The organism is Ancrocorticia sp. (assembly GCF_052089425.1).
Classification (GTDB): Bacteria; Actinomycetota; Actinomycetes; order Actinomycetales; family Actinomycetaceae; genus Ancrocorticia.
Map to the genome: position 1 here is coordinate 1 of NZ_JBQCZW010000001.1, position 11476 is coordinate 11476.

Consider the following 11476-nt stretch of genomic DNA (forward strand, 5'->3'; position numbering starts at 1 on the left):
TGCCGACGCTCTGGACCACTTACGGCGCCCGTTGACAAGGTATAACAGGTCAACAAGCGCCGTAAGTTGTCGAACGCGAAAACGAGGGCTAACGGCCTGGTCCAATGACAGGCCGCGGGGCTTGCGGCCGCGGGACGAGACCCGTAGGGCGCGCGCTGCTGGCCACCTGCCAGATCGAGAACTACCCGTCCAATGCCAGACCGGGAGCTACTGGTTCTCCTTGATGTAGGTGGCAACCGCGGCGGATACGTTATCTGCCACGCGGCTATCAAACACACCGGGGATGATGTAGTTGGGGTTGCGCTGATCATCGCCCACCACGTTGGCAACGGCGATGGCGGCGGCGCGGAGCATCTCATCATCGATCTGTGAGGCGCCCGCCTTGAGCATGCCCTTGAACAGCCCAGGGAACACCAGCACATTGTTGATCTGGTTCGGGTAGTCCGAACGCCCCGTGGCCACGATGGCGGCATGCTTGCCCGCATCGGCGGGATCCACTTCGGGAGTTGGGTTGGACATGGCGAACACGATCGCATCATCGGCCATCGTGGCGATGTCATCACCAGTCAGAATGTTGCCTGAGGAGACGCCAATGAACACGTCAGCTCCTGCCAGCACATCCTTGAGACTGCCTTCCACCCCACGAGGGTTCGTGTTCTGAGCGAGCCAGTTGCGATGCGGGTTAGCTTCCTCCCGGAAGGGCCCGAGTGCTCCGTTACGGCCGCACCCGATGATATCTGTAGCCCCATGGAGTTTAAGCAAACGGATGATGGCCGATCCGGCAGCGCCCACACCAGACAGGACGATCCGCACGTCCTCGATCTTCTTATCCACAACGCGCAGAGCGTTGATCAGTGCCGCCAATGTGACGATAGCTGTTCCGTGTTGATCATCGTGGAACACGGGGATATCTAGCTCATCGCGCAGGCGCTCTTCGATTTCGAAGCAGCGCGGCGCGGAGATGTCCTCAAGGTTGATTCCTCCGTATACCGGCGCAATGGCCTTGACGATGGAGATGATTTCCTCCGTGTCCTTCGTGTCCAAGCACACCGGCCAGGCATCGACGCCGCCGAACTCCTTGAACAGGGCAGCCTTGCCCTCCATCACCGGCAGGGCGGCCTCAGGTCCGATATCGCCCAAGCCCAGCACGGCCGTACCGTCCGTGACCACTGCCACCGTATTCTTCTTGATGGTGTACTGGCGTGCATAGTCCTTATCGCGAGCGATCTTCTTGCACACGCGAGCAACGCCCGGCGTATAGATCCGAGCCAAGTCCTGACGGGTCCGCAGAGGGTTCTTGAGCGAAACCGAAATCTTTCCGCCCTTGTGCGCTTCGAGCGTGGCGTCAGAAATCTCGATAACGCGCGTGCCCACCATCATCTCGATGCGGTCACGTACTTCGTTGACGTGAGGGGTGTTGACGCAATCGCATGTGAGGAGAACAGTGAGCGAGTCCGCTTCGGATTGCAACATGTCAATTCCGGTTACGAGAGCGCTCGCATCAGCAACCGCCTCGACAAGGTGCTGGGTCGCACGCGGGTTTGACGGCACCTGAACCCGCATGGTGACGGTGTAACTCGGGCTTGTCATGGGCATCGGATAACCTCCAAATAGCAAGGGCCAAAGCAGTTGTGGCATGCCGCCACCTTACGGACTGGTCTGACCACTTTCAGATCCGCACATCATGCTACCCCACCGGCTTGCAGGTCCCCGGATTATAGTTCTTTAGTCCCATATTTTGTCTCAAAACCACGTGTTGTTACATGACAAAGCGGGGCCCCGAATCATCGGAGCCCCGCCACGCGGGCGTGCAGCACCTACTGCTGCGCACGCTCCATAATGAGCTCGCGAACACGAGCGGCATCGGCCTTACCACGTGTTGCCTTCATGACTGCACCAACGATGGCGCCGGCAGCCTGCACCTTACCCCCCTTGATCTTCTCCAAGATGTCCGGGTTTGCGGCCAGAGCTTCGTCAACGGCAGATACCAACGCACCATCATCCGATACGATCTCCAGCCCGCGCGCTGCCACCACCTCGCCGGGCGTCCCCTCGCCTGCCAGAACCCCTTCGAGGGCCTGCCGCGCCAGCTTGTCATTGAGTTTGCCCCCGGCAACCAGCTTGTCCAGTTCGGCCACATCGGCCGGGCTGACGGGAGCATCCTCTAGTTCGATCTCAGCGTTCTTGGCGAACCGGGAGATGTCCCCCATCCACCACTTGCGCGCGCCAGCCGGCGTTGCACCCGCCGTGATGGAATCTTCCACCAGATCGATGGCGTTGGCGTTGACCAAATCACGCAGTTCTTCGCCAGAGAGCTTCCATTCCTCCTTGATCCGGCGCCGCCGTGCGATGGGCAGCTCCGGCAGTCCGGCACGAAGCTCCTCAACCCACTCACGATCGGGTGCCACAGGCACCAGATCCGGCTCGGGGAAGTAGCGGTAATCCTCGGAATCGGACTTCACACGGCCGGAGGATGTGCTTCCATCCTCCTCGTGGTAATGCCGCGTCTCCTGAATCACGGTGCCGCCTGAGGTCAAGATCGCGGCCTGGCGCTGGATCTCGTAACGCACAGCGTTTTCGATCCCGCGGAAGGAGTTGACGTTCTTCGTTTCGGTTCGTGTACCCAGCGGCGAATCGGGCGTATCGCGCAAGGACACGTTGACGTCCGCACGAACGTTCCCGCGTTCCATCCGCGCCTCGGACACACCCAGAGCCCGGAAGATGTCCCGCAACGATCGCACGTAGGCCGCAGCAACCTCTGGCGCATGGGCCCCAATACCCGTTGCCGGGTGGGACACGATCTCCACCAATGGCACGCCGGCACGGTTGTAATCCACCAGCGAATACTTCGCGTTTCGGATACGGCCACCATCGCCGCCCACGTGGGTGTTCTTCCCCGCGTCCTCCTCCATGTGAGCTCGCTCGATCGGGAAGCGGTACACGCGGCCATCTTCCAGATCCAGATCTAGATAGCCTTCGGCCGCGATCGGCTCATCGGACTGAGACGTTTGGAACGCCTTCGTCAGATCCGGATAGAAGTAGTTCTTCCTTGCGAACCGACAGCTCTCAGCAATGGAGCAGTTCAGCGCCAGCCCAATCTTGATCGCGTACTCCACGGCCTTCGAGTTGACCACAGGAAGGGACCCCGGAAGCCCGAGGGACACGGGCGTGACGAACGTATTGGGAGCTCCGCCAAACGCGTTGGGCGCACCGTCAAACATCTTGGTGTCCGTCCCCAGCTCCACGTGAACCTCAAGCCCGATCACCGGATCGAAACGCTTGACAGCCTCATCGAAATCCATGAGTTCCGCTATCTTCGCCATTACGCCTGCTCCTCCCACTCGCCAGCCGGGCAGCCCAAAGCAATCGGCTCCCCGATTCCCGCCTCTAGCACCCCAGCGATCTGGTACATGCGCGCGTCCTCGTGGGCCGGCGCCAGAATCTGGAAGCCAACCGGAAGCCCGTCTTCGCTGGCCACCCCGCTCGGCAGGGACAGCCCCGGCACACCAGCCAAGTTGGCGGGAATGGTGGCAATATCGTTGAGATACATAGCCATCGGGTCATCAATCTTATCGCCGAACTTGAAGGCCGTGGTGGGCGCCGTTGGCGATACCAGCACGTCGCACTTGTCAAAGGCCGCAGCGAAATCGCGCTGCACCAAAGTGCGCACCTTCTGAGCGCTGCCATAGTAGGCATCGTAATATCCGGCGCTGAGCACGTGAGTGCCCAGAATGATGCGCCGCTTAACCTCGTCACCGAAGCCCGCCTCACGGGTGGCCGCCATAACGGTTTCGGCCGTGGCCCGCTTATCGGTGGGCTCCACACGAATTCCGTAGCGCATCCCGTCAAATCGCGCCAGATTGGAGGAAGCCTCCGCCGGCATGATGAGGTAGTACGCCGCGAGCGCGTAATCAAAGGACGGGCAGGATACGTGAACGATCTCCGCCCCAAGCCCTTCCAAAATCGCAACAGATTCGTTGAAGGAATCGAGAACACCCTTCTGGTAGCCCTCTCCCTGCAACTCATCCACAACGCCAATGCGCGTGCCGGCCAGCGATTGACCCGCAGCCTGCGCCTGAACCGCAATCTTCTCCAGAGCGGCCACGGGTTCGTTCAGAGAGGTGGAATCGTGGGGATCGTATCCGCCCACAACCTCCTGAAGCGCGGCGGCATCGGCAACGGTGCGAGCCACCGGCCCGATCTGGTCCAGTGAGGATGCCATGGCCACGAGGCCATACCGGGACACGGCGCCATAGGTGGGCTTGACCCCAACGGTGCCCGTGACGGCACCCGGCTGGCGGATGGAACCGCCGGTATCCGATCCCAAAGCGAGCGGCACCATGAAGGAGCCAACCGCGGCGGCGCTTCCGCCACCAGATCCCCCTGGAATTCGCCCCAAATCCCACGGGTTACCCGTGGGGCCATAAGCGGAGTGTTCGGTAGAGGAACCCATGGCGAATTCGTCCATGTTCGTTTTACCCACCATGGGCATGCCTGCCTCGCGCACCTTGAGCGTCACAGTGGCGTCATACGGTGGCTTCCAGCCCTTGAGGATCTTGGAACCGCAGGTGGTTTCCATCCCGCGGGTGACCATGTTGTCCTTGAGAGCTACGGGCACCCCGGCAAGGCGGCCAAGCTTCTCACCGTTTGCCCTGCGCTCATCGATCTCGCGGGCGGTGGCCAGGGCTCCGTCGTCGTCGACAAAAAGGAACGCGTTAACTCGCGGGTTCAACGCGTGAATCCGGTCCAAACACGCCTGAGTCAGCTCCACGGACGTAATCGTTCCGGCGGCCAACAGGTCCGCCAGTTCAAGCGCGGACTTCTTGAGAAGTTCGTTCACTATTCCTCCCCAAGGATCTGTGGAACGAGGAATTTCCCGTCCTCGTCCGCGGGCGCTGATGCCAAGACTTCTTCGCGATCGAGAGTGGGCACCACCGTATCTTCGCGCATCACGTTGGTGAGCGGGATCGGGTGGCTCGTAGCGGGAACATCGGGCGTAGCAACTTCGGACACCTTCGCAACGGAATCCGCAATCACGCCAAGTTCATCCGCCAACCGCTCGACCTCGCTAGGAGTAAGAGCAATTCGTGCGAGGCCGGCCAATCGGGCAACCTCGTCTTCAGAGAATGACGACATGCTGACGATTCTACGTGCTTGTCCCACATATGCCCGAACCGATCCACCAATATCGCGTTGAAATGGCCCCGGATGGGCGCGCCCGCTAGTGTAATACCCATGGCGCGATTCACTCTTCCCACGCGGGACCAAGTAGAAAAAGGTGTGCGTTGGGCGGCCGCCGGCGCGGTTGGAGTACAGCTGGCGGCCATCACCACCGTTATGGCGATTGATGACATGCGCAAGCGCCGCGAACCACAAACCGGCGTGTTTCCTCACCTTCCCCCACAGGACGTCCCCGTGGGAAAGAACCAGTTCAGGATCTATACCTACGGGCAAGATCTTTACGATGACATGCTGAGGGATATCCGCAACGCTCAGGATTCGATCTTCTTCGAATCATTCATTGTGAAATCGGATGAGATGGGCTACACGTTCCGCGAGGCCCTCATCGATGCGGCCCGCCGCGGCGTGGACGTCCATATCATTTTGGACACGTGGGGCAACCTCAATCAGGATCCGCGCTACCGCCATTTCCCGAAGATGTCCAACCTGCACGTCATCAACTTCCCGCTGGTACGCACCGGGATCCTGACCGGCCGCGAACGCGATAAGGGCCGCGACCACCGGAAGATCCTCACCGTGGATTCGGACGTTGCCTACGGCGGCGGGTACAACGTGGGAACGCTGTATGCACGCAAGTGGCGGGATACGCATTTGCGTGTGGAGGGCCCTGCCTCCGGACTGCTCAAGAGTTCGTTCATCACCATGTGGAACTCGTATCACCAGCAGGACGATCCGCGGATGGACCCGATCAATCTGACGGATTGGGAGCCATCGATTCGTACGATCGAGAACGCGCCATCTCGGGCCATTTATCCCATCAGCGCCCTGTATTTGGAGGCCCTGAACCGTGCACATACACGCGCCTGGATCACCATGGGCTACTTCATCCCGGACGAACCGATGATGGAGGCGCTCACCCACGCCGCCCAGCGCGGGGTGGACGTGCGCGTGCTGATTCCCGAGTATTCGAACCACATCTATGCCGATTGGGTGGCCCGCTCCCATTACGAGGAACTCCTGCGTTTGGGAGTGAAGATCTTCCTGTACGAGGAGGCCATGATTCACGCGAAAACCATGACGATTGACGGGCAGTGGTCCACCGTTGGCACCGCGAACATTGACCGGCTATCCCTGCGTGGAAACTTCGAAATCAACATGGAGATTTTCGGAGCCGAGTTTGCCGATGCCATGGAGCGCATCTTCGCGGTGGACGAATCCAATTCGCGCGAGCTCACGATCGATACGTGGGCGCAGCGGTCCGCGGCCGTTCGGGTTCTTGAGCGGATTTTGAAGCCGCTTGCGCCGTTGATGTAGTTGGGTTTGCACGGATTTTTCGACGACGACGGCGCCCTCCCAGCGCTTTCACCTACAGCTGTAGGACTGTTCTGGGCCTTTCGGCACTGGATAGGGTGGTAGTGCCGCATTCGTGGCGGTTTCCCGAACATAGTGCACTATCAAGGAGTATTGGGCGTGGCATTCCTCAGCGAAGAGCTTCTATCCACCATTCATTCGCGCGCGGCGCGGCATGATGCAGAGAACGTGTTCCCCTTCGATGATCTCGAGGATCTCAAGGGCGCCGGCTACCTTGGGGCGTTTGTGCCCACGGAGTTTGGGGGCGGCGGCCTGAACCTTCAGGAGATCGCAGCCGAACAGACTCGGCTGGCCAAGGCCTCCCCCGGCACCGCACTGGGAATCAATATGCACCAGATCATTGTGGGCTTGGGTGCTCACCTTGTGCGGTCAGGGAACGCCCGCGGCGAGGCGATCCTGCGCGATGCCGTGGATGGCCAGCTGTTCGGGTTTGGTATATCGGAACCCGGCAACGATCTGGTGTTGTTCGGTTCCACCTCCAGCGCCGAACCTGACGGGGAGGGTGGCTACTCCTTCACCGGCACCAAGATTTTCAACTCGCTGGCGCCCGCATGGGACAAGCTTCTGACCTTCGGGCGTGACGATTCCGGGCAGGACGGGGTCAAGTCCGTATTTGCGATCCTGGGCCGGGACGGTGGCGGCATCGAGTTCAAGGACGATTGGGACACCCTCGGGATGCGCTCCACGCAGTCCCAAACCTTGCTCTTGGCTGGTGCACGGGCGCCAGAATCCCAGATTCTTACCCGGACCGATCCTGGCCCATCCGCCGATCCGGTGGTGTTTGGCATCTTTGCTCACTTCGAGATCCTTCTGGCCGCCACCTACGCCGGCATTGGCGAACGCGCCATCGAGGTGGCCGTTGAACATGTCAAGACCCGTAAGTCCGTCAAGAACCAGACCGTGTACGCCAACGATCCGGATATTCGCTGGCGCATCGCGAGCGCCGCCCTTGAGATGAACGCCGTGGGCCCTCAGATTCGTGAACTGGCGCACGATGTTGATGCGGGCGTGGATCGCGGGGCCATGTGGATGCCCCAGCTGTCCGCCGCGAAGAACGCGGCTGCTGAGGCCTCGCTACGCACCGTGGAGCAGTGCCTGCGTGCCTGCGGCGGCTCCTCCTACTACTCGAAGCACGAGCTCTCGCGCCTGTACCGCGATGTGGTGGCCGGACTGTTCCAGCCCTCCGATCAGGAATCACTTCACGGTGCCTGGGCCAGCGCCCTGCTGGGGCCCGTGACGGACTAGGGCTGCGGGCGGTTATTCGGGGAGATCGCCGGATTCTAGGAGGGCGTTGAACTGCTCCTCATCCAGAATCGGTACTCCAAGGGTTTCGGCCTTCGTTACCTTGGATCCGGCGTTCTCCCCGGCCACCACGGCCGTTGTTTTCTTGGAGACTGATCCGGCCGCCTTGCCTCCGTGGGAGAGGATGGCTTCCTTCACGGAATCCCGGGTGTAGCCCTCAAGGCTTCCGGTGGCCACGATCGTCATGCCGGCCAGCGTTTGAGGAGTTGTTCCGGGTGCGTCTAGGACCTCATCGGCGAACACCACGCCGGAGGCTTCCCACTGCTCCACGATCTCGCGGTGCCAATCCACATCGAACCACTCGTGGAAGGATTCGGCGATGATCTGGCCAACCCCTTCCACATTGGCGAGTTCCTCGAGGCTGGCCGCGCGCAACTCGTCCAGATTCGGGTGGGCTGCCGCGAGCGCCCTGGCGGCGGTGGGGCCCACGTGGCGAATGGACAGGGCCACCAGCTTGCGCCATAGCTCCTTGCCCCGTGCCTTTTTCAGCTCATCCACGATCTTTTCGATGGCCTTGCCCGGGGCTGACGCCGCCTGAAGCTCGGGCTGGCCCCCGCGCGGGCGCTTCCACTTTGGCTTGGTCCACGCTGCCCGCACGCGCCGGTAATCGCCGGTGAGCGAGCCCTTGGTGCGCACTTCCTTCCAGATCCACACGTCACGCACGTCCTCGGCGGTCAGTGCAAATAGCCCCGCTTCGGTATGGAGCAGTGGTTCTTGTGCCTCGGGTATGCCGAAGCTGCGCTGCAGATCTGCGGGGATGATCTCCTCGCTGTGTAACAGCGCGCCATCGGCGTCCACGACGCCCAGTTCCACCATTGTTTCGTGGCTCACCGAAATCTTGTGGTCCCGGCCTGTGAGTGGATCTTCGATGAGGAGGGTGTGGCCGGTTGCGAGGGCGGTGAGGGCATCGGCCCGTCCGGATTCAGGTTCGGTCAGCCACAAGGCCGTCTGATCGCCCAGCGCTTCGATATCGAGGGCTCCGCGCGAGCCGATATGGCTGACGCGTTCGGTCAGCTGGGCCGGGCAGCTTCGTGTGTTCGGGCAGCGCATGTCTACATCGCCGGCCTTCGCCGGTGCAACGGGCGTGCCGCACGATGGGCATTCTTCGGGCATGTGCCACTCGCGTTCGGTGCCATCACGCAGGGCCAACACCGGGCCAACAACCTCGGGGATCACATCCCCGGCCTTGCGTAGGATCACCGTGTCACCGATCAGCACGCCCTTGCGTGCTACCTCGGTGGGATTGTGCAAGGTGGCCTGAGAAACCGTTGAGCCGGCTACCGTGATGGGCTCCATCACCGCGAACGGGGTGACCCTGCCCGTGCGGCCCACCTGAGTGCGGATGTCCAGAAGCTTTGTTTCTACTTCCTCCGGCGGGTACTTGTAGGCCACGGCCCAGCGCGGCACACGCGATGTGAAGCCCAGCCTGTCTTGAAGGCCCCGATTGTTCACCTTGAACACGGCGCCATCGATCCCGTGAATCAACCCGTAGCGGTCCTCGCCGTACTTCGTGATGAAGGCCTCGACCCCCTGCCACGTCCTGACGATCTCCGTGTAAGGGGAGATCGGGATGCCCCATCGGGCGAAGGCCTCGTACACGCCTTCTTGAGTGCTGAGCTCCGTGCCCGTTTCTTCCGGCACCCCAGTAAGTGCACCGATCCCGTGGGCGATGAAGGCCAGTGGGCGGGCGGCCGTGTTGCGAGAATCCTTCTGCCGCAAGGAACCGGCGGCGGCGTTGCGGGGGTTCGCGTATTCCTTGTGTCCGGCTTCGCGCAGCTTGGCGTTGAATTCCGCGAATTCCTTGAGGGGAAAGAACACCTCTCCGCGCACCTCCATCACCTCGGGCCAGCCGCGCCCCGCAAGGCGAACGGGGATGGCGCCAATCGTTTTCGCGTTGGCTGTCACGTCCTCGCCCGTCACGCCGTCACCGCGGGTGCCCGCAACCGTCAGTTCGCCATTCTCGTAGCGCAGGTTGAGGGCCAACCCATCGATCTTCGCCTCGGCGGTCACCGCGAAATCGGAGGGAAGCTCCGCCTCCATCGTGTTGTACCACCCCTGCAGGTCCTCCATGGTGAACACGTCCTGCAGGGAGAACAGGCGCTCCAGATGCTCAACCGGCGGGAAGCCCGTGGCCGCAGGATCAGCACCCACCGTTTGTGTGGGCGAATCTTGGCTGGACAGCTCGGGGTAGGCGGATTCGATCCTCCGCATCTCGTGAATCAGGTGATCGTAGTGATCGTCCGTGATCTCAGGGGCGGCGCCCGAGTGGTAGGCCACCTGTGCACTTTCTACGAGTGGCGCAAGCTCTTCCCACCGGCTTTTGGCCGCGTCGAGCGTTGATGGAATCGAGTCTGTATTCGTCACGGTGCTATTGTCCCCTACCCCGGGTCAAAGGGCGAGAGGATCGGCAACTCTGAACGATGGCCCAGCGGAGCCGAACATGGAACGGGCGTGGGGATCCGCCGTCGTCGTCAATTAAACTTGCCCTATGTGCGGCCGATACGCCTCTTTCATGGCGTCAAACGATATTCAGCTGGCCTTCGATCTGGATTCTCTGGGCGAAGAGACGGAGGGCTTGGCGCCCTCGTGGAATGTGGCGCCCACCCACAACATCGCGATTATTGTGGAGCGGCTGCTCGATAGCGATGCGGGTGGCGGGATTTCGCGCGAGCTGCACGTGGCACGCTGGGGCTTGGTGCCCCCGTGGGCGAAGGAACCGGCGCGTGGGCCCCAGCTCATCAACGCTCGGATGGAAACCGTGGCAGAAAAGCGCGCCTTTGCCCCATCCCTCAAGAAGCGGCGGTGCATCATTCCGGCCAACGGCTATTTCGAGTGGCAGGCGGCGGCCGATGGGAAGATTCCGTACTACATCCATTTGCCGGATGGCAGGCCGCTCGGTTTCGCGGGGCTGTACGGGTGGTGGAAGAAGCCGGACGGCTCGTGGCTGCTCTCAGCAACGATCATCACCCGGGCCGCAGAGGGACCATTGTCCCAAATTCATGATCGGGCTCCCGTTGTGTTGTGGAGCGAAGATAACGATTCGTGGCTGGATCCCCACCTCACAGATCCGGCCACGGCCCGCGCAATCATCGAACGTCCCAACGAAGAACTCGTGGCGGAAATCGTAGGGAAAAGCGTGGGAAACCCGCGACATAACACCCCGGAGAACATCGTTGCATTGTGAGCTCTGGGCGGTTGTGTACCCATTTGGCGCTCAGATGTGAAGAGACATTCCGCGGGGAAAAGATCACGTTTTTATCTCTTTACGCGCCCAGCAAAAGCTGCAACGCTTAATAACAGTTCAAATGTACCTATCGGGCCGGGCACTTACACGTCCGGCTTCGGCGGTTTAAGGAGTTATTTGCATGGATTGGCGTCACCGGGCAGCGTGTCTTACTGAAGATCCCGAGCTGTTCTTCCCCATTGGGAACTCCGGTCCGGCCATAGCGCAAATCGAACAGGCCAAGCGCGTATGCAACCGCTGTGAAGTGTCCGATGTGTGCCTCAAGTGGGCGTTGGAAAGCGGGCAGGATGCCGGCGTGTGGGGTGGCCTCTCAGAAGATGAGCGCCGTTCCTTGAAGCGCCGCACCGCGCGTGCGCGCCGCTCGAACGTTGGCTGAGC

The 11476-nt window shown here is 61.4% G+C and carries 9 protein-coding genes; 4 read left to right on the forward strand and 5 right to left on the reverse strand.

Features of this window, described 5'->3' with window-relative positions:
• Positions 1 to 207: 207 nt before the first annotated feature.
• The 4 genes from ACTHV6_RS00005 to gatC form a co-directional block, all read right to left on the reverse strand.
• Positions 208 to 1596 (reverse strand): NAD(P)-dependent malic enzyme, encoded by a 1389-nt coding sequence (locus ACTHV6_RS00005; protein WP_441385366.1) that lies wholly within the window; start codon positions 1594 to 1596, stop codon positions 208 to 210.
• Positions 1597 to 1817: 221 nt separating this feature from the next.
• A complete protein-coding gene (gene gatB / locus ACTHV6_RS00010; protein WP_441385367.1) occupies positions 1818 to 3314 on the reverse strand; it encodes an Asp-tRNA(Asn)/Glu-tRNA(Gln) amidotransferase subunit GatB in 1497 nt (498 codons plus the stop codon).
• Between the two features lie 8 nt (positions 3315 to 3322).
• Positions 3323 to 4840 (reverse strand): Asp-tRNA(Asn)/Glu-tRNA(Gln) amidotransferase subunit GatA, encoded by a 1518-nt coding sequence (gene gatA, locus ACTHV6_RS00015; RefSeq protein ID WP_441385202.1) that lies wholly within the window; start codon positions 4838 to 4840, stop codon positions 3323 to 3325.
• Entirely contained in the window at positions 4840 to 5136 is a 297-nt protein-coding gene (gene gatC / locus ACTHV6_RS00020) for an Asp-tRNA(Asn)/Glu-tRNA(Gln) amidotransferase subunit GatC (RefSeq protein ID WP_441385203.1), read from the reverse strand. Before gatC ends, gatA begins: the two co-directional genes overlap by 1 nt.
• Before the next feature lie 99 nt (positions 5137 to 5235).
• On the opposite strand from gatC, the gene ACTHV6_RS00025 reads away from it, so the two are divergent.
• Together ACTHV6_RS00025 and ACTHV6_RS00030 are read left to right on the forward strand one after the other, a co-directional pair.
• Positions 5236 to 6495, forward strand: a complete 1260-nt coding sequence (locus tag ACTHV6_RS00025) for a phospholipase D-like domain-containing protein (RefSeq protein ID WP_441385204.1) — start codon at positions 5236 to 5238, stop codon at positions 6493 to 6495.
• A gap of 156 nt (positions 6496 to 6651) precedes the next feature.
• Positions 6652 to 7797 (forward strand): acyl-CoA dehydrogenase family protein, encoded by a 1146-nt coding sequence (locus ACTHV6_RS00030; RefSeq protein WP_441385205.1) that lies wholly within the window; start codon positions 6652 to 6654, stop codon positions 7795 to 7797.
• 12 nt (positions 7798 to 7809) lie between these two features.
• Here the strand turns inward: ACTHV6_RS00030 and ligA are convergent, their stop codons facing one another.
• A complete protein-coding gene (ligA, locus tag ACTHV6_RS00035; RefSeq protein WP_441385206.1) occupies positions 7810 to 10218 on the reverse strand; it encodes an NAD-dependent DNA ligase LigA in 2409 nt (802 codons plus the stop codon).
• Positions 10219 to 10342: 124 nt separating this feature from the next.
• Between ligA and ACTHV6_RS00040 the strand changes: the two genes are divergently transcribed.
• On the forward strand, positions 10343 to 11038 hold the full coding sequence (locus ACTHV6_RS00040; protein WP_441385207.1) for an SOS response-associated peptidase: 696 nt from the start codon (positions 10343 to 10345) through the stop codon (positions 11036 to 11038).
• Positions 11039 to 11219: 181 nt separating this feature from the next.
• Positions 11220 to 11474 (forward strand): WhiB family transcriptional regulator, encoded by a 255-nt coding sequence (locus tag ACTHV6_RS00045; protein ID WP_188043839.1) that lies wholly within the window; start codon positions 11220 to 11222, stop codon positions 11472 to 11474.
• The last annotated feature ends 2 nt before the right edge of the window (positions 11475 to 11476 follow it).

Bases quoted from the DNA above. Each gene is read 5' to 3' on its own strand.
- ACTHV6_RS00005 (WP_441385366.1), bottom strand. From the start codon at position 1,596: ATGCCCATGACAAGCCCGAGTTACACCGTCACCATGCGGGTTCAGGTG.
- gatC (WP_441385203.1), bottom strand. From the start codon at position 5,136: ATGTCGTCATTCTCTGAAGACGAGGTTGCCCGATTGGCCGGCCTCGCA.
- ACTHV6_RS00025 (WP_441385204.1), top strand. From the start codon at position 5,236: ATGGCGCGATTCACTCTTCCCACGCGGGACCAAGTAGAAAAAGGTGTG.
- ACTHV6_RS00040 (WP_441385207.1), top strand. From the start codon at position 10,343: ATGTGCGGCCGATACGCCTCTTTCATGGCGTCAAACGATATTCAGCTG.
- ACTHV6_RS00045 (WP_188043839.1), top strand. From the start codon at position 11,220: ATGGATTGGCGTCACCGGGCAGCGTGTCTTACTGAAGATCCCGAGCTG.